Source organism: Micromonospora sp. NPDC049374 (assembly GCF_040677165.1).
In the GTDB taxonomy this organism is placed as follows: domain Bacteria; phylum Actinomycetota; class Actinomycetes; order Mycobacteriales; family Micromonosporaceae; genus Micromonospora.
Map to the genome: position 1 here is coordinate 23178 of NZ_JBFAQH010000008.1, position 21041 is coordinate 44218.

Annotated in this window: 20 protein-coding genes; 11 read left to right on the plus strand and 9 right to left on the minus strand. The window is 71.4% G+C overall.

Annotation, left to right across the window (positions count from 1 at the left end; all coding sequences use genetic code 11):
- The first annotated feature begins 41 nt into the window (after positions 1 to 41).
- The 6 genes from AB0J93_RS15205 (at position 42) to AB0J93_RS15230 (ending at position 6384) form a co-directional block, all read left to right on the plus strand.
- Complete coding sequence (locus tag AB0J93_RS15205) at positions 42 to 911, plus strand: manganese catalase family protein (protein WP_363922117.1); 870 nt, start codon at positions 42 to 44, stop codon at positions 909 to 911.
- Between the two features lie 69 nt (positions 912 to 980).
- Positions 981 to 2087 carry a putative manganese transporter gene (locus AB0J93_RS15210; RefSeq protein ID WP_363922119.1) on the plus strand — a complete coding sequence of 369 codons (1107 nt, stop codon included), beginning with the start codon at positions 981 to 983 and terminating at the stop codon, positions 2085 to 2087.
- Positions 2088 to 2107: 20 nt separating this feature from the next.
- Positions 2108 to 2380, plus strand: a complete 273-nt coding sequence (locus tag AB0J93_RS15215; protein WP_363922121.1) for a hypothetical protein — start codon at positions 2108 to 2110, stop codon at positions 2378 to 2380.
- 187 nt (positions 2381 to 2567) lie between these two features.
- Positions 2568 to 4223: a hypothetical protein gene (locus tag AB0J93_RS15220; protein ID WP_363922123.1), complete on the plus strand. Its 1656-nt coding sequence runs from the start codon at positions 2568 to 2570 to the stop codon at positions 4221 to 4223.
- Entirely contained in the window at positions 4223 to 5308 is a 1086-nt protein-coding gene (locus AB0J93_RS15225; protein ID WP_363922125.1) for a hypothetical protein, read from the plus strand. Before AB0J93_RS15220 ends, AB0J93_RS15225 begins: the two co-directional genes overlap by 1 nt.
- Entirely contained in the window at positions 5305 to 6384 is a 1080-nt protein-coding gene (locus AB0J93_RS15230) for a hypothetical protein (protein WP_363922127.1), read from the plus strand. Before AB0J93_RS15225 ends, AB0J93_RS15230 begins: the two co-directional genes overlap by 4 nt.
- An 11-nt stretch (positions 6385 to 6395) precedes the next feature.
- On the opposite strand, the gene AB0J93_RS15235 is transcribed toward AB0J93_RS15230, so the two are convergent.
- Both AB0J93_RS15235 and AB0J93_RS15240 read right to left on the minus strand, forming a co-directional pair.
- Positions 6396 to 7172, minus strand: a complete 777-nt coding sequence (locus AB0J93_RS15235) for an NAD(P)H-binding protein (RefSeq protein ID WP_363922130.1) — start codon at positions 7170 to 7172, stop codon at positions 6396 to 6398.
- 70 nt (positions 7173 to 7242) lie between these two features.
- Positions 7243 to 7932, minus strand: coding sequence for a DUF2306 domain-containing protein (locus AB0J93_RS15240; protein ID WP_363922132.1), 690 nt, complete (start codon positions 7930 to 7932; stop codon positions 7243 to 7245).
- 241 nt (positions 7933 to 8173) lie between these two features.
- On the opposite strand from AB0J93_RS15240, the gene AB0J93_RS15245 reads away from it, so the two are divergent.
- The 3 genes from AB0J93_RS15245 to AB0J93_RS15255 all read left to right on the plus strand — a co-directional run bounded on the left by AB0J93_RS15245 (position 8174) and on the right by AB0J93_RS15255 (position 10830).
- Positions 8174 to 8848: a response regulator transcription factor gene (locus AB0J93_RS15245; RefSeq protein ID WP_363922134.1), complete on the plus strand. Its 675-nt coding sequence runs from the start codon at positions 8174 to 8176 to the stop codon at positions 8846 to 8848.
- A gap of 189 nt (positions 8849 to 9037) precedes the next feature.
- Positions 9038 to 9670: an HNH endonuclease family protein gene (locus AB0J93_RS15250; RefSeq protein ID WP_363922136.1), complete on the plus strand. Its 633-nt coding sequence runs from the start codon at positions 9038 to 9040 to the stop codon at positions 9668 to 9670.
- Between the two features lie 152 nt (positions 9671 to 9822).
- Positions 9823 to 10830: a 1-aminocyclopropane-1-carboxylate deaminase gene (locus AB0J93_RS15255; protein ID WP_363922138.1), complete on the plus strand. Its 1008-nt coding sequence runs from the start codon at positions 9823 to 9825 to the stop codon at positions 10828 to 10830.
- 188 nt (positions 10831 to 11018) lie between these two features.
- Here AB0J93_RS15255 and AB0J93_RS15260 read toward each other — a convergent pair whose 3' ends face one another.
- Together AB0J93_RS15260 and AB0J93_RS15265 are read right to left on the minus strand one after the other, a co-directional pair.
- Complete coding sequence (locus AB0J93_RS15260) at positions 11019 to 12257, minus strand: sigma-70 family RNA polymerase sigma factor (RefSeq protein ID WP_363922140.1); 1239 nt, start codon at positions 12255 to 12257, stop codon at positions 11019 to 11021.
- Positions 12257 to 12646, minus strand: a complete 390-nt coding sequence (locus AB0J93_RS15265) for a YciI family protein (protein WP_363922538.1) — start codon at positions 12644 to 12646, stop codon at positions 12257 to 12259. The genes AB0J93_RS15260 and AB0J93_RS15265 overlap by 1 nt, the downstream gene beginning before the upstream one ends.
- Positions 12647 to 12881: 235 nt before the next feature.
- Between AB0J93_RS15265 and AB0J93_RS15270 the strand changes: the two genes are divergently transcribed.
- Together AB0J93_RS15270 and AB0J93_RS15275 are read left to right on the plus strand one after the other, a co-directional pair.
- Positions 12882 to 13652: a neutral zinc metallopeptidase gene (locus tag AB0J93_RS15270; protein WP_363922540.1), complete on the plus strand. Its 771-nt coding sequence runs from the start codon at positions 12882 to 12884 to the stop codon at positions 13650 to 13652.
- A gap of 101 nt (positions 13653 to 13753) precedes the next feature.
- A complete protein-coding gene (locus AB0J93_RS15275; protein WP_363922542.1) occupies positions 13754 to 14401 on the plus strand; it encodes an HAD family phosphatase in 648 nt (215 codons plus the stop codon).
- Between the two features lie 102 nt (positions 14402 to 14503).
- Here AB0J93_RS15275 and AB0J93_RS15280 read toward each other — a convergent pair whose 3' ends face one another.
- The 5 genes from AB0J93_RS15280 to AB0J93_RS15300 form a co-directional block, all read right to left on the minus strand.
- Positions 14504 to 17053, minus strand: coding sequence for an FtsX-like permease family protein (locus tag AB0J93_RS15280; protein WP_363922142.1), 2550 nt, complete (start codon positions 17051 to 17053; stop codon positions 14504 to 14506).
- A complete protein-coding gene (locus AB0J93_RS15285) occupies positions 17053 to 17820 on the minus strand; it encodes an ABC transporter ATP-binding protein (protein WP_363922144.1) in 768 nt (255 codons plus the stop codon). The genes AB0J93_RS15280 and AB0J93_RS15285 overlap by 1 nt, the downstream gene beginning before the upstream one ends.
- Before the next feature lie 281 nt (positions 17821 to 18101).
- Positions 18102 to 18788 (minus strand): response regulator transcription factor, encoded by a 687-nt coding sequence (locus tag AB0J93_RS15290; protein ID WP_363922544.1) that lies wholly within the window; start codon positions 18786 to 18788, stop codon positions 18102 to 18104.
- Positions 18789 to 18828: 40 nt separating this feature from the next.
- Entirely contained in the window at positions 18829 to 20025 is a 1197-nt protein-coding gene (locus AB0J93_RS15295) for a sensor histidine kinase (protein ID WP_363922146.1), read from the minus strand.
- Positions 20026 to 20104: 79 nt separating this feature from the next.
- Positions 20105 to 21019, minus strand: a complete 915-nt coding sequence (locus tag AB0J93_RS15300; RefSeq protein WP_363922148.1) for a PD-(D/E)XK nuclease family protein — start codon at positions 21017 to 21019, stop codon at positions 20105 to 20107.
- Positions 21020 to 21041: the final 22 nt, after the last annotated feature.

The window sequence follows — 21041 nt, forward strand, 5'->3', positions numbered from 1 at the left end:
GAAGTGACCTCGGTGTCAGCTCGTCGCATCGAGGAGGGCCCGTGTTCACCCATATCAAGGACCTGCAGTTCGAAGCCAAGCCGGACGGCCCCGACGCCGCGTTCGCCCGCCGGCTCCAGGAGATCCTGGGCGGCAAGTGGGGCGAGATGACCGTCGCCAACCAGTACCTCTTCCAGGGCTGGAACTGCCGGCTGCCCGGCAAGTACAAGGATCTGCTGCTCGACGTCGGCACCGAGGAGATGGGCCACGTCGAGATGATCGCCACCATGATCACCCGGCTGCTGGACAACGCGCCGTTGTCGTTGCAGGAGGCCGCCGAGGACAATCCGATGGTCGGGGCGATCTACGGCGGCTCCAACCCCGCACACTTCATCCACGGCGGCGGCGGGGCGATGCCGGTGGACAGCGTCGGGGTGCCCTGGAACGGCAGCTTCGTCACCGCCAGCGGCAACCTGATGGCCGACTTCCAGCTCAACGTCACCGCCGAGGCCCAGGGCCGGCTCCAGGTGTCGCGCCTGTTCAACATGACCGACGATCCCGGCGTGAAGCAGATGCTCCGCTTCCTGCTGGCCCGCGACACCATGCACCAGAACATGTGGATGGCCGCCATCGAGCAGCTCAAGGAGGACGGCCTGGAGGAGATGCCGGTGCCGGACGCCTTCCCCGACTCGCCGGACTTCACCGAGCAGTTCAGCTACACCTACCTGGACTTCTCTCCGGGTCAGGACGCCGCGCAGGGACGCTGGGCCGCCGGACCCACGCCGGACGGCAAGGGCGAATTCCGCTACGACCACAGCCCTCGCGCCCACGCGCCCGAACCTGTCCTGCCGCCGGGTGACCCGCGCCTGTACGGGACCAACCCGGGCATGGCGCAGGGCGTGGTCAACACCGTCAAGAGCAAGATCAGCTGACGTCGCCCGCCGGGCCGCCCACCCACCGGGTGGTCCGGCGGGCGTCACCCCGCCCCGAGGAGGTGCGCCGTGACCGAACTCGTGCTCCGCCCGCTCGCGGACGCGTTCATGCAGGTGGGTGTGTACGTCGCCGTGATGGTGGCGCTGTTCGGCTGGCTGCGGTGGCGGTACGGGGACCGGGTCACCGACGGGCTGACCCGTCGCCGCCGGGTGGGCCCGCTGGTCGGCGCGCTGCTGGGGGTCACGCCGGGCTGCGGTGGCGCGATCATCCTCATGCCCCTGTACGCGCGCGGCAAGGTCTCCTTCGGCACCGTCGTGGGGGCGCTGGTCGCGACCATGGGCGATTCGTCGTGGGTGGTGCTGGCCTGGAACCCACTCTTCGCGCTCCAACTGCACGCGCTGCTGTTCGTCGTCGGCCTGGCCACCGGGTACGCCGTCGACGCCCTCGGCATCGACCCGGCCCGGTCCGCCGTCCGGCGGCGGGCGGTGCCCGTCACCACGCCGGTGCGCCCCGCCGTCGACGCCGGACCCGATCTCGCCTCGTCCCGCCGCCTGTTCGGCGGCCTGCTGCCCCGGATGCCCGCCTCGACGGCGTTCTGGGGGCTGACGACGCCGGCCTTCGCGGTGTCCGTACCGGTGGTGTTCCAGCTCGTCGACCCGACGGCGCTGGCCGTGATCGGTGGGGTGGACCCGTACCTGGCGCTCGGTGTGCTCGGCACCCTGGTCGCGGCACTCATCTTCGCCGCCGGGCGGGGGCGGCTGGCCGACGACAGCCTGGAGACCGCACACGCCAGCACGATGGCGGCGACCATGCGGCACAGCGCCCACGAGGCCTCGTTCGTCACGGTCTGGGTGGCGGTGGCCTATCTCGGCTGGCAGGTGCTGAGCACCACGACCGGCTTCGACGGTACGCAACTCGTCCTGACCGGCATCGTCGGCGTGCTGGTCGGCGCCTTGATCGGCCTGGTACCCGGCTGCGCCCTGCAGATCGTCTTTACCGGCCTCTACGTCAGTGGCGGACTGCCGCTACCCACTCTGGTCGCGAACGCGATCAGTCAGGACGGAGACGCCCTGATCCCACTCGCCGCGCTGCGTCGACACTCCGCGGTCGTGGCGACCGTCATCACCACCGTTCCCGCGGCGGCCGTCGGCGGGGCGCTGCTCGTGTTCTGGTGAACCGGCCGAAGGAGCATGCCATGTCGATCTCGAAGACGGATCTCGTCCCGCTGTCGCGGGTCCGGCGCAAGCTGGCCGTTTTCAGTGGTCTGAGTCTCGTCGCGCTGGCCGTCGGGCTGCCCGGCTGGTCGGTCGCGGCACTGGTGCTGACCAGCCTGGCGATTCCCGTCGCCGTCGGAATGGCCGGCGGCGGCAACCTCCTTCGCCAGCTGCTGCGCCCGGGCGGGAACCCGGGCGGCTGGAGAACGCGGTCGACGGATCGTGGCTCACGGCGGACCCGCGCGTCGGTTTGAAAAAGGTTCACCCCTGATGCTGTCCCGGCCATCTGTTGTCCATGCGATGTCAACCTGAATTCCTCTCGGCGCCGGTACCTTGCGGTCTCCGTGAGTCGTGCCGGGCCTGCCGGCGCGCTCCACGGTGCACAAACGAATTCACACACAGCGCGCTCAGACGGGTATGCGGGGGAAGGCGGTTCTTCGGGTGTGGCTCGGGGCTGACAAGAAGGAGTTCGAGGCCTTCCTCGATTCCGCTGACGTTTACTGGCGCAAGAACCTCGGCTCCACGACGTCCCAGAACTACCTCGTCGTCGAGGTGTTCCACCAGGACATCAGGGTGGCGATGCGCAATCTGTCGGTCGCCAACGCGATCCGCCGCATCGTCCCCGCCCAGCTGGTCGTGGTGACCGGTGTGGAGCAGATGTGGCACGACGCGCTGTGGACCGAGTTCGACGTGAAGCTGGTCGAGCGGATCGCGGCGGCCTACGGTGCCAGCCAGGTCATCGACCTGTACCGTCTCGTCGAAGGGCCGGCCAACTCCGCCACTGCGAGTGCCGTGCCGGTGGAGCTGTTCGGACGGCCGCTGCCCCCCGGCGCGCCGATCAGTGCGGAGACCCTCGCCGAGTTCGTCAGCGCCACCTACTGCCGGGTGACCAAGCGGCCCCGGGCGCCGGAGAACCCCACCGCCGACCCGCGCTACCAGCGACGGCAGGCGTTGGCCCGGGCCATCTCCTCCGCCTACGACGCCCTGCTCGGCAGCGGCTCGGTGGTCGCGCTGGTCACCAGCCACGTCGACTACGACCACTGGGGGCTCGCGGTGGACTCCGCCCGACGGGCCGGGGTGCCGGTCGTGCACACCCAGCAGACCGGGTGTCTCAAGGCGTACGCGCTGTTCCCCGAGAACGACACCGGTGAACACACCTTCCGTGGTGAACTCACCCACCAGATCGGCGCCTTCTTCGAACAGCGGGTGTGGTCGCGACGCAGCGAGGTGCGGCGCAACGCCGAACTGGTCGCCTGGCGCTCGAAGGTCAACCTGGGTCGGCCCAGCTGGTGGCGGGGCGGCGCCAGCGCCTCCGTCGACATCACCAACAGTAGTGAGCGGGCCCGGCTGCGTACGCACTTCGCGGCCCGCCTGGGTTTCGATCCGGCTCGTCCGGTGGTGGCGGTGTTCAACCACGCCGTGTCCGACGCGCCGGGCACGAACCACCAGTCCTTCCCCACGCTGGCCGACTGGTTCGAGGAGACCGCCCGGTTCGCCAGCACCGCCACCGAGGTGCAGTGGCTGTTCCAGGACCATCCGAGCCAGTTCCGCTACGACAGCACCGACTTCTTCGACTCGGTCGCCCGCCGGTACGCCCGACACCGGCACATGGTGTTCCAGCCCAGCAAGGACCTGAGCAAGAACGGTCTGTGGAGCCTCGTCGACCTGGGCGTGACCGTTCGCGGCAGCGTCAGCAACGAACTGCCGGCGTACGGCATCCCGGTGATCCAGGCCGGCTGGTCCGAGTGGAGCGAGTGCGGTCTGTCCACCGTGGTGAACGACCCGGAGAGCTACTGGAAGGCACTCGACGCCGCGATCAGCGCCATGCTCAACGGCGAGGAGATCATCTCAGCCGAGCAGGTCGAGCGCGCCCGACTGTGGTTGTGGTTCTACCGCAGCGCCACGGACCTGTTCACCCCCCAGGTGCCGCACTGGGAGGTCTGGCCCGCCGACTACCTGCTGCGCGCGGTGCGCACCTCGTTCCGGCACATCGAGAGCGACGCGGACCCGGTCTTCGAGGCCGTCGAGCGCATGTGGACCCGGCGGGAGCCGGTGCTGACCCGGACCGACCTCCAGGAGCCGGGAGGTGTCCGGTAGTGGCGATCGGTACGTGGTTCGCCACCGAGTTCGACGAGCCGATCCCGGCCCGGGAGCTTCCCGCGATGTTCACCTCGGGTGGGGATCCCGAGGTGCTGCTCGCCGACCAGGTCGCCCGGGGCGTCGCGATCGTGGGCCGGGTCCAGGGCGGGTCCGGCGCGGTCGTGCTCAAGGTACGCACCGACGGCCGCCCGGTCCGCGTCCGGGTCGACCTGCACATCGACGGTGCCTCGCAGACCGCCTGGTCGCGGGCGGCGGCACCGGCCCGGGGGATGCGTGAGCTGCCGCGACTGGTCATGGTCCGGGCCCAGGGCACGGACCGGGCCGCCGCCCTGATCAGCCGTCAGCGGGGGCGGTTGCGGATGGTGGAGGCCCACGCCTGGGTGGAGTTCGACCTACGGGCCGACGAGGTGGGCGAGGACGGCCTCCTGATCATCGAGGTGGTGGACGGCACGTTGCCGCCGTGGGCGTCGACCGCGCTCAGCCCGCTGGCGGCGATCGGGGTGCGGATCAACCAGGTCGAGATCGTCGCGATCGACGAGGCGGAGCAGCGCAGCGGTGCCACTCGACTCGCCGGTGCCGCCGCGCAGCTGGCCGGGCTGGTCAGCGTCGGCGGTCTGGTCGGGGCGCGAGGTCGCGGCCAGGGACACGCCCGGTCGAGGTTCGTCGTGGTCAACGCCGCTGACCCCACCGTGCGGTGCCGGCTGCGGATCTCGGCCGCCACGGCTCCACCGGCCGCGATGCGACAGCCGAGCCAGAAGTGGCTGCGTCGCCGGCAGGGCCAGACCGTGCTGAAGGCGTTCCGGGTGGCTCAGCGCGGGGCCGGATATGCGCTGTTCGAGGCGTCGCCGTTCACCCGGTCGCCGGATCCGGACCGGCTGGTCGTCCGGGGCGTACATCTGGTCGGCGGCACCGAATGCCGGGTGAGCGCCACCCCGCAGACCGAGGACATTCTCGACGTGGTGATCGAGCGTACGGCCCCTGGTCCGGTGCTGGTCGGGCTCGCCGAGCGGGACAACCCGGCGGTACGGCGGCGGGTCGCCGAGACCGTCTGCCAGCTCGTCGAGCTGGAGTGCCACCGGTGACCGCGCAGAACCACCACGACCTGACGCTCACCGATGATCCGGCGGCCAACCGGCGAACGCTCGAACGAATCCTGACGTCCGGGACCGGGGGCACCGTGCGGCTGCCGGCGGGCACCTTCACGCTGGACCGGGGAGTGGTGCTCGGACCGGACTGGACGCTGACCGGCGCGGCGCACGGGAACGGGCCGGTGACAACGTGGCTGACGTCGTCCTCGTCGGCCGGCGAACCCGTCGTCCACGTGCTGGGTTCACGGGTGACGGTCCAGGACATCGGCTTCCTCCCACCGCCGTGCGCGCCGGGGGAGCACGGCGGTGACCGGGGCACCGCCATCACCATCGGGAGCTACCTGTACCCGGCCGAGACGGAGTGGATCGAGGACATCGAGATCCGGCGCGTCCAGGTCGAGCGTCGCGACGAGCGCGCCGCCAACTGTGTCGCCGTCATGGGCGCGGTACGCGACATCACCATCAGCGATGTGTCGATCGTCGGCGGTTGCACCGGCATCGCCGTGCACTGGGGTGCGGTCGGCGACGGGGTCGACTCGATCGTCGGACCCTCCTACCATCCGCACCACCTCGACATCCGTGACCTGCGCGTGTCCGACGCGTTCGAGGGGTTCTACCTCAGCTCGGTGCACGACGTGGCGGTGGATCGGGTCCACCTGAGCGAGGTCGAGATCGGCTTCCGGCTGCTGCCCGGCGACAACACGGACCGGTTCCACTCGGGCGGCGACGAGCCGGTCGGCGCGCGGATCCGGGTCTGCGGTGCGCACGTGGCCTGGAACGGTCCGTTGTACGCGGTCCGGATCGCCGGCTGGGGACGCAGCGAGATCGACCACTCGTTCCGGGTGCTCGAATACCGGGACGTGGTGGTCCGGGACTGCACGTTCGTGCCGCTGCCGCTCGCCACGGCCGGGCCCGGCGACGCGCGGCGTCCGCGGTCGCCCATTGTGGTCGAGCAGGCCTCCGGTGTGATCCTGGAGGGGATCAGCGTCGACCTGCGGGCGGATGCGGTCGGTTCGCAGCTCGACGAGGGGGCGACCGCCGTTCGCCGCCAGCCGGCCGGGTTCCGGTAGCCGGAGGTCGATCAGCTCAGCCGCTCGGCGAGAAAATCCTCCCAGGTGCGGGTGCCGACGGTGACGCCGTCGAAGCTGAGGTTGTCGCCGTTGCGGTACGCCCGGCCGGCCGCCCCGGGCACCGGCACCGGCAGGAAGGGCCGGTTCCTGCGGCGGGCGGCGAGGTAGCTACGGACCAGGTCGGCCAGCGTGTAGACCTGCGGGCCGGCCAGCTCCGGCACGAGGCCGGACGGAGGACCCTGGACCAGGGCGACCAGCCGGTCGGCGACCTCGCGGGAGTCAACCGGCTGGAACCGGATCACCCTCGGGTCGGGCACGATCGGCAGGGCTGCCAGCTTCTGCACGACGGTGAAGACCAGGTCGTGGAACTGCGCGGCCCGCAGCGTCGTCCACGGCACGCCGGATTCGCTGACCGCCCGCTCCGCGCCGCGCTTGGCCTCGAAGTAGCCGATCGGGACCCGGCCGGCACCGATGACCGAGATGTGGACGACGTGCCGTACCCCGGCTCGGGCGGCGGCTCGCATCAGGGTGGCGGTGGCCCGGTCGTCGCCCTTCGGGCCGCCCGCCAGGTGCAGCAACGTGTGGACACCGTGCAGCGCAGGCTCGATGCCCTCGTCCCTGAGCAGGTCACCGGCGACGTACTCGATGCCGTCGACATTTCGGTGGATCTTGCGGCTGAGTACCCGTACGGTGTGGCCCGCCGCGCGTAGGCGCGGCAGGACGTGCCCGCCGAGGGTGCCGGTGCCGCCGGTGACCAGGACAGGTGCGTTCGTCGCCGCATCGCTCATGGCTTCTCCGTTCGGATGGGTTCAGGTCTTCGACCCCGCCCGGCCGCCGAACGTGACTCCGCCGGCGGTCTCACACCGGAATCGCCGTGTCCTCTCGCGCGCGGCGCCCGCGTACCGCCGGACGCGCTCGAGCGGCACCGCCGCGCCGCCGGATGATCCATTCCGCCAGCACCACGTTGATCAGCCAGGCGGCGGTCATCGTCCCGGTCCGGCCCGCCGTCGTGACCGGACCGACGGTGGCGAGCCAGGCCATCTGGGTGAAGAACTGGGTACCCGCGCCCATCCCGATGGCGTAGCCACGGATCATCCAGGCCCGGTGCCGGGCGAAGTCGCGGCGGCGGACCGCCACGAAGCCGAGGACGAGCGCGCCGGCCATGGCGACGCTGACCACCACCCGGACGGCGACCAGCGCGGTACTGTCGAGCGCGCCCGGCGGTAGGAACAGCGTCAGCCACAGGCCACTCAGCGCGGTGAGCAGCCCGCAGGGGATCAGGATCCGGCCGGCGACCCGGTGCCAGCGGCGGTGCAGCCGACGGAACCGGGGCGCGAACTGGAAGGCGCCGAGGACGCTGAACACGGTCACGGCGACGATGTGGGCGACCACGGGCAGCGGAGCCGAGGCGATCCGGTCGCCGTCGGGCAACACCTGGGCGCCGCCGGCCAGTTCGGTCAGGCGGAGGCCGCCGGCGACCACCGGCACCGCGCTGAGCACCAGCAGACCGGCGGGGATGAGCCAGGTCGACCTGGCGGAAGACGTCACAGCGGTGAGTCCCTTCTCGCGGCGACCAGAGCCCTGACCACGTCCCCGCTCCACGCCCGCCCGACCCTGGACGGACGTGGTGCGCGGTTCGGTCGACAAGCCCCACGGTCGCTCCTGCTCCGTCGATCCTGGCAACGCGGCGGGTCGCACTCATCGCCGTGCGGGCCGGCGTCATCTCGGCCGATGGACGGGGAAGCCGGCCGTACTTTGGGTCGGGCCACCGGCCGTGTTCAATCGTGGGGTGGCCATCCGCGTGATCGTCGCCGACGACCAGGAGATCGTCCGCACCGGACTGACGATGATCCTCAACGCCCAGCCGGACATCGAGGTGGTGGGCGAGGCGGGCGACGGTCACCGGGCCGTCGAACTCGCCCGGCGACTACGCCCGGAGGTGTGTCTGTTCGACATCCGGATGCCCGGCGTGGACGGCATCGAGGCCACCCGCCGCCTCGCCGGCCCGGCCGTGCCCGACCCCTTGGCGGTGGTCGTCATCACCACCTTCGACCTCGACGAGTACGTCTACGCCGCGCTCCGCGCCGGAGCGCGGGGTTTCCTGCTCAAGGACGCCGGTACGGCCCTGCTCGCGCAGGCCGTGCGGGCCGCCGCCGCCGGTGACGCGCTGATCGCGCCGAACATCACCACGCGGCTGCTCCGGGCCTTCGCCGACGCGGGTCCGGCCGCGCCACCGCGGCAGCCGGTCGACGCGCTCACGCTGCGGGAGGAGGAGGTGCTGGTGGCCGTCGCCCGTGGTCGCACCAACACCGAGATCGCCGAGGAGCTGCACATCAGCCTCAGCACCGTGAAGACCCACATCGCCAGCCTGATGGTCAAGCTCGGCGCCCGTAACCGGGTGGAGATCGCGATGTGGGCGTACCAGACCGACCGCGTCCGCAACGGTCCGGACCGCCCGGCGTAACGTCCGGGCTCCGACACACCGCGGGGACGGTCACGCACGACGTGGCTGGACTTCACGTGGCGTTCACGGGGGTTGTGGCGCGACGACACGTATTGATCGTCATTTCTGCGAGAATCCTGATGTCCCCTGCCGCGCCCCCCAGCCGGGTTCCCCCACCCGCCGTCGCAGGAGACAGTCAGGAGTCGCCCCGTGGCTCACCTACGCAAGGTCGCCATCGTCTCGGTGGTCGCCGTCGCCCTGTCGGTCGTCCTCGTGCCGCCGGCTGCCCAGGCCACACCGCCCAACATCCCCTCGTACAGCACGGCGGTGAGCCGACTGAACTCGCTCACGGTCGCGGCCGAGTCCCACCAGTCCAGCTACAACCGCGACCTGTTCCCGCACTGGATCACGGTCACCGGCACCTGCAACACCCGGGAGCAGGTGCTCAAGCGGGACGGCAGCAACGTCGTGGTGAACTCCAGCTGTTACCCGACCTCCGGGTCCTGGTACAGCCCGTACGACGGGGTGACCCGGACGAACCCGGCCGAGATCTCCATCGATCACGTGGTGCCGCTGGCCGAGGCATGGCGTTCGGGCGCCTGGGCCTGGACCACCGCGCGGCGCCAGACCTACGCCAACGACCTGGGCGGGCCGGAACTGTGGGCGGTCACCGGCACCGTCAACTCGTCCAAGGGCGACAAGGACCCGGCCGCCTGGAAGCCGCCGCGTGCGGCCTTCCACTGCACCTACGCCCGGGCCTGGATCCAGGTGAAGTGGTACTACGGCCTCACCGTGAACAGCGCGGAGAAGTCGGCGCTGAACACCATGCTCAACACCTGCTGAGCAGCCGCCCGCCAGGGCGGCAGCGGTGACGGGGGCGTGACGTCGACGGCGTCACGCCCTGCGTTGCTGTCGTCGTGCCAGCGAAGTTTCGCTGCTGAGCGTGCCGGACGGAGGGCTTGACAGTCGACGACATGCAACGTGCAATATATCGCATGCCTCTCGACGCGTTCGACCGTTACCCGTTGCTCTTCGGTCCCAGCCCGGTCCACCCACTGGACCGGCTGAGCCGCCACCTGGGCGGCGCCCGGATCTGGGCCAAGCGGGAAGACTGCAACAGCGGCCTGGCCTTCGGCGGAAACAAGACCCGCAAGCTGGAGTACCTGCTGCCCGACGCCCTGGCCCGGGGCGCGGACACCCTGGTCAGCATCGGTGGCGTGCAGTCCAATCACACCCGCCAGGTGGCCGCCGTCGCGGCCCGGGCCGGTCTGAAGGCCGTGCTGGTGCAGGAGAGCTGGGTGGACTGGCCCGACCCGGTCAACGACAAGGTCGGCAACATCCTGCTGTCACGGGTCATGGGTGCCGAGGTGCGCCTCGCGCCGGACGGCTTCGGCATCGGCATCAAGGAGAGCTGGCAGCGGGCGCTGGAGGAGGTCCGGGCCGGCGGTGGCGTGCCGTACGCGATTCCCGCCGGGGCGTCCGACCACCCGCTGGGCGGGCTCGGCTTCGCCAACTGGGCCGACGAGGTCCAGCGGCAGGAGCGGGAGCTGGGGATCTTCTTCGACACCATCGTCGTGTGCAGCGTCACCGGCAGCACCCAGGCGGGGATGATCGCCGGTTTCGCCGGCCAGGACCGCCCTCGGCGGGTGCTCGGCATCGACGCCTCGGCGAAGCTCGACGAGACCCGGGCCCAGGTGGAGAAGATCGCCCGCGACACCGCCGGGCTGATCGGTCTCGGGCGGGACCTGCGCGACGACGAGATCACCGTGCTGGCGGGCTGGGCCGGGGAGCGGTACGGCATTCCGGTGCAGTCCACCCTGGATGCGATCCGACTCAGCGGCGAGCTGGAAGGCATGATCATCGACCCGGTGTACGAGGGCAAGTCGATGGCGGCGCTGATCGACCTCGTCCGTACCCGGGACATCCCCGCCGACGCCAACGTCCTCTACGCCCATCTGGGCGGCCAACCCGCCCTGAACGCCTACCACACGCTCTTCGCCTGACCGGGCCGCAGCGCCGACCGGGGCCTCGTCCGGCGAGCTGCCATCCGGCCGGTGAGCGTGTCCTCGACGTCGGCTGCGGTCGCGGCGCGGTCCTCTTCCCGGCCGCGCACGCCACCGGACCGACCTCCCGCCCCGCAGCTTCCACGCCGTCCTGGCCGGACTGGTCGAATGGTGACGTCAGGTTCGCCTCAGCCGTCGGTGAGGCGGTCCGCACGAGCGTTGAGGTAACGCTGCTGCGCCAGGTTGGTGGCCTGCGCGGCGGCCGTCCGGTACTCGGCGCGGGCCGCCGCCGGGTCGCCGCGCCGCTCCAGCAGATGCGCGCGTACGGCGGGCAGCCTCGGATCCCGGGCCAACCGACCGTCGGCGGCCACCTTGTCGACAAGCGCCAGTCCCGCCTCCGGCCCGTCCGTCATGGCCACCGCGACGGCATGGTTCAACGCGACCAGGGGGTTGGCGTCCATCGCCGTCAGCACCTCGTACAGTGCCGCGATCTGCGGCCAGTCGGTCTCCTGCGGGCCGGGCGCCTCGTCGTGCAGGGCGGCGATGGCGGCCTGGACCTGGTACGGCCCGGGTCGTCCCCGGTGCAGCGCCTCGACCACCAGCGCCGTGCCCTCGGCGATCTGATCGGCACGCCAGCGGGAACGGTCCTGCTCGGCCATCGGCACCAGTTCGCCGTGGGGACCGGTGCGTGCCGGCGCTCGGGCGTCGGTGAGCAGCAGCAACGCCAGCAGACCGGTCACCTCCGCGGCATCGGGCAGCATCCGATGCAGCAGCCGGGTCAGCCGGATCGCCTCGGCACACAGGTCGGCGCGGAGCAGCCCGGGCCCGGAGGTGCTCGCGTACCCCTCATTGAAGATCAGGTAGAGCACTCGGAGCACGGCCGTGAGGCGCGCCGGGGCCTCGGTCGGGTCGGGCATCGCGAAGGGCAGGCCGCTGTCGCGGATGCGTTGCTTGCCCCGGGTGATTCGCCGGGTCATGGTCTGCTCCGGCACCAGGAACGCCCGGGCCACCTCGGCCGTGCTCAATCCGCCGACCGCCCGTAGGGTCAACCCGATCTGCGTGGCCGGGGGCAGCGACGGATGGCAGCACAGGAACAGCAGGATCAGGGTGTCGTCGGAGTCCGCGGTCCGGTCACCCGGCGGTGGCAGCCGCCATTCGGCCAGCACTCGTCGGCCGACGACGTCCTCCCGCTGCCGTCGCGCCTGCTCGGCCCGGAGCAGGTCGGTGAGCCGCCGCGAGGCCACCGTGATGAGCCAGGCCCGGGGGTTCGCCGGTACGCCGTCGCGGGGCCAGCCGGTGGCCGCCGCGATCAGCGCCTCCTGGGTGGCGTCCTCGGCGGTGTCGAAATGCCCGTAGCGGCGCACGAGCGCGCCGAGGACCTGCGGCGCCAGCCGGCGCAGCAGGTCCTCGAGGGTCGGTTCAGCCATCAGACGAGGTCGTCGATGCCCTCGGCGATCGGGCGGACATCGACGTACTCGCCGGGGCTGTCGGGGTTCACCAGCAGGGCGGCGATCTCGGCGGCCCGGTCGAAGCTGGCGCACTCGACCACCGTGTAGCCGGCGAGGACCTCCTGCGTCTCCGGGTACGGCCCGTCGGTGACCATCGCAGCGCCGTCGCGCACCTGGACCCGGCGGGCGTGCACCGGCGCGGTCAGCCCCTGGGCGTCCACCAGTTCACCGGCGTCGGCCAGATCCTGGTGCACCTTGCCCATGTGCGCGTGCATCGCGGCCACCTGCTCGGCCGACATCGCCGGCCGGTCGGAGCCGTGCCCGGCCATCGCGTCGTAGTCCCGCTGCGAGCCGTACAGCATGATCATGTATTTCACGGGTTGTCTCCCTCTCGCGTCCGCCACCATCTCCAGTGCCGGTTCACCGGGGACGTCGGAGCCGGACGTCCGTTCCGGACACGGACCACCGCACTCTAGGCCGCGTCACCTCCGGCTCGCCCGAGCGAGCCGGAGGTGACGCGCCGAAAGAGGGCGGCCACTGAACCGGACGGGACGGGACGGCGTACCTGACGGCAACGGGCGTGACGGTCGTACCGTCGGGGTACTGGACCGGCGACGTCGAGGTGGGAGGAGCACGGTGGCGGCAGGTGGGCGAGGGCGACGCCGGGGCAGGCTCGTCGGCCTGGCGGTGGCGTTGGTGGCGGCGGCCGCCTGCATGGTGGAGCCGGTGGGTGGGCCCGCGGACCCGGACGGGCAGCGGGAACCGGCCGAGCCGACGGCCGAGGTGACCCGTGCCGACGGCACCGACACGGTGGAGGAGTTCCGGCAGGACGTGGCCGACGCGCAGCGGCTCGCCGAGCTGTACTGGGCCGACCAGTTCGAGGCGTCGGGGCAGTCCTTCCGGCCGATCCGGCGGGTCGTCCCGTACCAGCGCGACGGCGAGGTCTCCTGCGGTGGGCAGGAGGTGCCCCGCAACAACGCGGTCTACTGCACCGTCAGCGACTACATCGCGTACGACATCAACTGGTCCTTCGGCGCCTTCCGGCAGATCGGTGACGCGTTCGTGTTCTACCTGCTCGGCCACGAGTACGCGCACGGCATCCAGACCCGGCTGGGCATCCGCTACAACTTCACCATCCAGCAGGAGTTGCAGGCCGACTGCATGGCCGGGGCGTTCCTCGGCGACTCGGTACGGGCCGGCCGGCTCACCCTCGAGGAGGGCGACCTCGACGAGTTCAACGACGGACTGCTTGCCGTCGGCGACGACCCCGGCCAACCGTGGTTCGCCGAGGGCTCCCACGGCACCCCCGAGCAGCGCACCGAGGCGTTCTTCCGCGGCTACGAGCGGTCCCTGTCCGCCTGCGACCTCGGTTGAGAAAGGTCACTGTGCCGGGCACCGGACCACCGTCGGCTGACAGGATTCACCGGTTACCCGAGCCCGAGGAGGATCCGGTGAGCAGCACCCGTCCAGCCGCCGTGCTCTTCGACATGGACGGCACCCTGGTCGACAGCGAGCGGTTGTGGGACGTCGCGTTGGCCGAACTCGCACACCACTACGGCGGCACCCTGTCAGCCGACGCCCGCCGGGCGATCGTCGGCACGGGCATGGCCGACTCGATGCGTATCCTGCACGACGACCTGGGGCAGCCGCACCGGGATCCGCAGACCAGCGCGGAGTGGATCAACGCGCGGATCCTGGAGCTGTTCCGCACCGGGCTGCAGTGGCGGCCGGGGGCGCTGGCGCTGCTCGGCGCGGTTCGGCAGGCGCGGATCCCGACGGCCCTGGTCACCTCCAGCGGGCGGGCACTTGTCGAGATCGCCCTGGACACCCTCGGCCGGGACAGCTTCGACGTGGTGGTCTGCGGCGACGAGGTCGACTCGACCAAGCCGCACCCGGAGCCGTACCTGACGGCCGCCCGACTGCTCGGAGTGCCCATCGACAGGTGCGTGGCGATCGAGGACTCGGCGACCGGGGTGGCCAGTGCGGTGGCCGCCGGCGCCGCGGTGCTGGCCGTCCCCGCCGAGGTGCCGCTGGCACCCACCGACGGTGTGCACCAGTTGGAGAGCCTGCTGCTGGCGGACCTGGAACTGCTGTCCGGGCTGCTGCGCCGAACCCCCGTCTGACACCGTCACCGTCCACCCATCCGGCCCGCCCGGCTGACCCGCGGGACGCGCAGCGCAAGGCCCCTGCCACCGACCGGTGACAGGGGCCTTCGCTCCAGCGCCTCAGTCGTGGGCGATCGCGCCCAGCACGTTGATCCGGGCGGCCCGGATCGCCGGCAGCGCCGCCGCGATCACGCCGATGATCGCGGCCAGGCCGAGGAAGACACCCATCTGGCCCCACGGCAGCACCAGCTTGGTGATTCCCTCGTCGCGCAGGGCCTCCACCACCGCGGCACCCAGGCCGGCGCCGACCACGACGCCGAGCAGCGCGCCGAACACCGAGATCACCACCGCCTCCACGGTGATCATCCCCATGGTCTGCGACCGGCGCAGGCCGATGGCGCGCAGCAGACCCAGCTCCCGGGTCCGCTCCAGCACCGACAGGGCGAGGGTGTTGATGATGCCGAGCACGGCGATCACGATGGCCAACGCCAGCAGGATCTGGATCATCTGGAGCAGCCCGTCGAGCTGCCCGGCCTGCTCCTCGATGAACGCGTCCCGGTCGGCCACCGACACCTCCGGGCTGTCCGCCAGCAGCGTCTCCACCCGGGGCAGTACGTCGGCCGCCCGTACCCCCGGCTCCAACTGGATGTAGCCCTGGATGGGCTGCGGGATGGAGAAGTCACGCGCCGCCTCGGCGGGCAACGTCACGCCGCCGAACAGCGGGGTGCTCTGGTAGATGCCGGTGACCGTGTAGGTGCGCTCCTCACCACGGGCCAACTGCACCGGCACCGTGGAGCCGACCGACAGGCCACGCGACTCCGCCGCGTCGGAACTGATCAACATCTGGCCCGGCCCCAGCCGCCCGATGTCCCCGGCGGTGGCGGTGGCACCGAACATCTCCACCAGCGCGCTCGGTTCGCTGCTGGCACCGACCCAGGTACGCTCGCCGCCGACCAGCGCCATGTCGCCGTACTCCCCGTCGACGAGACGGACCCCGGGGATCGCCTTCGCCTCGTCCAGCACCGCCGGGTCGAACGTCGGCGGGCGCGGACCGGACTGCACCCCGGCGATCACCAACTCGGCGCTGATGCTGTCCTGCGCCAGGCTACTGATGCTGCTCTTGGCCGAATCCAGAATCACCGTGATGCCGGTGACCAGGGCGATCCCCACCATCAACGCGGCGGCGGTGATCGCGGTGCGGCGTGGGTTGCGACCGGAGTTCAGCCGACCCAACTTGCCCGGCACCCAACCGGAGAAGACCGTGCCCAGCGCCGCCACCACCGGACGACTGATCAGCGGCGTCAGCAGGGCCACCCCGATGAACGAGAACAGCACGCCACCCAGAATGGTGGCCAGCGTGCTGCCACCGGCGTGCCCGCCCAGGCCGAGGAAGAGCAGGGTGGCGCCGATCGCGGTGACCAGCGCACCGCCGACGGTCACCTTTGTCAACGGCCGATCCGGCGTGGCGACGTCCTGCATCGCCGCGATCGGCGGGATCCGCGCGGCCCGCAGCGCCGGCAGCAGCGCCGCCAGCACGGTGATCACCAGACCGACACCGAACGCGCCGATCACCGCCGACGCCGGCACCCCGACCCCGGCCAGGGCCAACCCACCGGCGAGGTTGCCGAACAGGTACGCCAGCAGCGCGCCGATGCCGATGCCGGCGGCCAGGCCGAACACCGAGGCGATCAACCCGACGGCGACCGCCTCCAGCACCACCGAGCCGATGATCTGCTTGCCGCTGGCACCGACCGCCCGCAGCAATGCCAGTTCACGGGTGCGCTGCGCCACGATGATCGAGAAGGTGTTGAGGATCAGGAACGTACCGACCAGCAGGGCCACCGCGGCGAAGCCGAGCAGGATCCGGTTGAAGAAGGACAGCCCCTCCTTCAGGCCGGCGGCGGCGTCGGCGGAGAGCTGCTCGCCGGTCTTGACCACGTAGTCGTCGCCGACCGCCGTGGCGACCGCGTCGCGCAGCTGCTCGTCGGAGACGCCGTCGGCGGCGGTGACCACGATGTTGCTGAACACGTCCGTCTCGCCGAGCATCAGCTGCTGCGCCACGGGGGTGGTGAACATGACCTCGTTGGCGCCGCCGAGGGAGTCCCGGTCACCGCTGTAGCCGAAGATGCCGACGATTGTGAAGTCCTTGCGCGGCCCGAGGGTGAGCACACCCACCCGGTCGCCGAGCGCCACCCGGCCGGCGTCCGCCAACCCCTTGTTGATGACGATCTCGTCGTCGGCCTGTGGCTCCCGGCCCTCCCGCAACCGCACCAGGTCGCTCTCGCCGGTCCAGTTGCCGCCCAACTGCGGCGGCCCGAACGAGGTGACGGCCTTGCCGTTGCTGCCGATCAACCGGGCCCCGTCGACGGAGACCACTCCGGTGGCCTCGGCCACCCCGTCCACCGCGCGTACCGTCTCCACCGTGGCGGCCGGGAACGGGGTGGCGAGTTCGTCGTCCTCCCGCTCGCCGCGTTCCAGCTTCGGCTTGGCGGCCACGTTGACATCGACCTCGGCGTACGCGTCGGCGAACAGCGAGTCGAAGGAGCGGCCCAGGGTGTCGGTGAGGACGAAGGCACCGGAGACGAACATGACGCCGAGCACCACGGCCAGGCCGGACAGGATCAGCCGGACCTTGCGGGCCAGCAGACTCTTCAAGGTTGCCCGGAACATCAGCCGGCCACCTCGGCGGGCGTGTCCAGCTTCTTCATCGTGTCCAGCACCGTGTCCGCGGTCGGCTCGATCAGCTCCGAGACGATCTGCCCGTCGGCGAGGAACACCACCCGGTCGGCGTACGCGGCGGCCGTCGGATCGTGGGTGACCATGACGATGGTCTGCCCGTGCTCGCGGACCGAGTTGCGCAGGAAGTTCAACACCTCCGCGCCGGAACGCGAGTCGAGGTTACCGGTCGGCTCGTCCGCGAAGATCACCTCGGGGCGGGCCACCAGGGCACGGGCACACGCCACCCGCTGCTGCTGGCCGCCGGACAACTGCGCCGGCCGGTGACCCAACCGGTCCCGCAGACCCACCGTGTCGATCACCACGTCGAACCAGGCTGGATCCGGCTTGCGCCCGGCGATCGACAACGGGAGCAGGATGTTCTCCTTGGCGGTCAACGTCGGCAGCAGGTTGAACTGCTGGAAGATGAAGCCGACCTTGTCGCGGCGCAACTTCGTCAGACCCGCGTCACCGAGGCCGGTGACGGTGGTCTCGCCGATCTCCACGGTCCCCCTGGTCGTCGAATCCAACCCGGCCAGGCAGTGCATCAACGTCGACTTGCCGGAACCCGACGGGCCCATGATCGCCGTGAACCGTCCGCGCTCGAACTCCGCGCTGACCCCCCGCAGGGCGATGACCTGTGCCTCGCCGCTGCCGTACACCTTCCACACGTCGCTCGCCCGGGCTGCGGCCGATGCCGGCTGGCCTGTCGTAGCGGTCACGTTACGTACCTCTCCGTCGCGTCTGCTCGCACCGCCCCCGCTGGTCCGGTGCGAGTCCATCATCTGTGCTGCCCACCGCCGATCCGTCCGACTCCGGGCGGAGGCGGAGCGGATTTCCGGCTGCGGGTACCCCCCAAACCGAAGTCAGGGTTGTCCCCGACCCGGCAGCTGTCGGCAGTCTGCAGCCGGTGGTCACGGTCATCCTGGACGTTGCCGTCGCGTGAGGGTCAACCGAGTTCCACCGCAGGCCGTCACGGTAGGTGACGGATGCAACGCCGGCGTTAACCCCCAGGTCGGACCAGGCCCGACTCGTACGCCAACACCACCGCCTGCACCCGGTCGCGCAGCCCGAGCTTGGTCAACACATGTCCGACGTGCGTCTTGATGGTGGTCTCGCTCACCGACAGCGCCCGGGCGATCTCGGCGTTCGACAGGCCACGGGCGACCTGCACGAGCACCTCCCGCTCCCGCTCGGTAAGCGCGCCCAGCGCCTTCGGCGGCGTCGCGGACGGATCCGGCAGCACGTCGGCGAAACGGTCCAACAGCCGACGCAGGATCCGCGGCGCCACCACCGCGTCACCGGCGGCCACCGTGTGGATCGCGGTGACCAGATCCTCCGCCGGCACGTCCTTGGCCAGGAAGCCGCTCGCCCCGGCCCGCAACGCCCCCACCACGTACTCGTCCAGATCGAAGGTGGTCAGGATGAGTACCCGCACCGGCAACCGGGCATCCACGATCGCCCGGGTGGCGCTCACCCCATCCATCCGGGGCATCCGAATGTCCATCAGCACCACGTCCGGCAACAACCGACGGGACAGCTCCACCGCCTCCACCCCGTCGCCGGCCTCCGCGACGATGTCCAGGTCGGCCTCCGCGCCGAGGACCATCCGGAAGCCCGTACGCAGCAGCGGCTGGTCGTCGGCGAGCAGGATCCGCACCGGCCGGGCCCGCCCCGTCGAATCGGCCATCTGGTCCTCCCCGTCGACTGCACCGCTCACCAGACCCACCTCACCGACGGCTCGCCTCGGGCAGCGGCTCAACCGGAATCCGGGCGTACACCCGGTAGCCGCCGCCGCTGCGCGCGCCGGTGCGCAGGATCCCACCGTAGAGGCCGACCCGTTCCCGCATCCCGACCAGGCCGTGCCCGATCCGATCGGTGTCCGGCGACGGCCCGCGACCGGTGTCGGTGACCTCGACCTCCACCGCGTCGCCACCGAAACCCACCCGCACCTGCGCGGTCGCCGTCCCGGCATGCTTGAGGGCGTTCGTCAGCGCCTCCTGCACGATCCGGTACACGGTCAGCGCCACCCCCTCCTCCAGCTGTCCCGGCTCACCCGCCACGGTCAACGTCACCGGCAACCCGGCCTCCCGCACCTGATCAGTGAGCGTCTCGATTCCGGCGAGGCCCGGCTGCGGCGCCAACTCCGCCGCCGGCTCGGCCTCGGTACGCAGCACGTCGAGCAGCCGGCGCAGCTCCCGCAGCGTCGCCCGGCTGGTCTCCTCGATCGTGGCCATCGCCTCGTCGGCGCTGTCCGGGTCGCGGCGCAGCACCCGTCGCACCCCGGTCGCCAGCACCCCCATCACGCTGACGTGATGGGCCACCACGTCGTGCAGCTCCCGGGCGATCCGGCGCCGCTCGTCCGCGACCGCCTGCTCGGCCAGCGCCCGCTGATTGGCCTCGGCGACCCGGGCCCGCTCCCGCAGCGCCTCGGTGGAGGCGCGGCGCGCGTGCACCGTCCGGCCCACCGAGAACGACACGATCCCCACCAGGATGTTGTTCGCGATCAGGAACGCCGTACTGACCTGCGGAACACCCTCCGGCGGCACCACGGTGTTCACCACGGCCACCGGAAGCCACAACCCCACCGCCGCCACCAGCGCCGGACGCACCGGGCGGTAGGCCGCCATCGTGTAGGTGAGCACCACGAAGGTGAGACTCTGCGTCGTGGGCGCCACCTCGATGACGACCGGCAGCAGCAGCGTGGCCAACGCGGCCAGCAGTGCCGGCCACGGCGCCACCCGGCGCAGCACCACCGGCGTCGCGCACAACACACTCCACCCCAGCGCCGCCGGCAACGGTCGCGGCCAGAACTCCTGAGGAGTGAGCAGGGTGAACACGACCTCGCCCAGGACCAGGCCGACGGCCAGCAGCGCGTCACCGGCCGCCGGATTGCGACGCAGCCACTCCCTCAGCGCGTTACCCACGCCCCGACGCTAGCCGCCTCCGCCGCCGAAAGATCGTCTTGTGTGGTGACTCGTCCCTCATCCCCGGGAAGGAGGGCGACTACTCGTCGGCGCCCGGTGGCGCGGGGGAGGACCGGGCGTCACGCAGCGGACCGGGCGTCGCCGCCGGCTCCGGGAAGGGTGGCGGAGTCCCCCCGTAGCTGGGGCACCGGGCCTGATGACTGCACCAGTCGCACAGCCGGCTCGGCCGGGGTCGGAAATCCCGGGCGGCGGTGGCCTGCTCGATCGCCCGCCACAACGCCACCACCGTCCGCTCGAAGCGCACCAACTCCTCGGCGTCGGGAGCGTAGTCACACACCTCGGCGTCCTTGAGGTAGAGCAGGCGCAGCACCCGGGGCACCACGCCACGGGTGCGCCACAGGACCAGGGCGTAGAACTTCAACTGGAACAGGGCCCGCGCCTCGAACGCCTCCCGCGGCGCACCCCCGGTCTTGTAGTCCACCACCCGTAGCGCGCCGTCGGGAGCCACGTCGAGCCGGTCGAGGTAGCCGCGAATCAGCAGCTCGTCGTCGACCACGGCGGAGATCAGGCTCTCCCGCTCGGCCGGCTCCAGCCGGCGCGGGTCCTCCACCGCGAAGTAGCCGCCCAGCAGGGCCGACGCCGAGCGGAGGAACTCCGCCACGGTCGACGGGTCGTCATCGGAGAACAACCCGGCCAACTCCGGCTGCTCGGTGACCAGGCGATCCCACTGGCCGGCCACGAGATCACCGGCGGCCTCCGGAGTGCGGGCCGCCGGCGGCAGGTCGAACAGCCGCTCCAGCACCGCGTGCACAAGCGTGCCCCGAGCCTGCTCCACGCTGGGCCGCTCGGGCAGCCGGTCGATGCTGCGGAACCGGTAGAGCAGCGGGCAGGTCTTGAAATCCGCCGCCCGCGACGGCGACAGCGAGGCCCGCACCGTCGCCGGCAACTCCGTCGGGGTCGGGGCCTGCTGAGTGATCACCGGATCCGCCGTCATGCCCCGGAAGGTTAGGCCACCG

Excerpts from the sequence above, each read along its gene's own strand:
- AB0J93_RS15215 (WP_363922121.1), top strand. The coding sequence starts at position 2,108 with ATGTCGATCTCGAAGACGGATCTCGTCCCGCTGTCGCGGGTCCGGCGC.
- AB0J93_RS15235 (WP_363922130.1), bottom strand. The coding sequence starts at position 7,172 with ATGAGCGATGCGGCGACGAACGCACCTGTCCTGGTCACCGGCGGCACC.
- AB0J93_RS15255 (WP_363922138.1), top strand. The coding sequence starts at position 9,823 with ATGCCTCTCGACGCGTTCGACCGTTACCCGTTGCTCTTCGGTCCCAGC.
- AB0J93_RS15260 (WP_363922140.1), bottom strand. The coding sequence starts at position 12,257 with ATGGCTGAACCGACCCTCGAGGACCTGCTGCGCCGGCTGGCGCCGCAG.
- AB0J93_RS15265 (WP_363922538.1), bottom strand. The coding sequence starts at position 12,646 with ATGATCATGCTGTACGGCTCGCAGCGGGACTACGACGCGATGGCCGGG.
- AB0J93_RS15280 (WP_363922142.1), bottom strand. The coding sequence starts at position 17,053 with ATGTTCCGGGCAACCTTGAAGAGTCTGCTGGCCCGCAAGGTCCGGCTG.
- AB0J93_RS15290 (WP_363922544.1), bottom strand. The coding sequence starts at position 18,788 with ATGGCCGATTCGACGGGGCGGGCCCGGCCGGTGCGGATCCTGCTCGCC.
- AB0J93_RS15300 (WP_363922148.1), bottom strand. The coding sequence starts at position 21,019 with ATGACGGCGGATCCGGTGATCACTCAGCAGGCCCCGACCCCGACGGAG.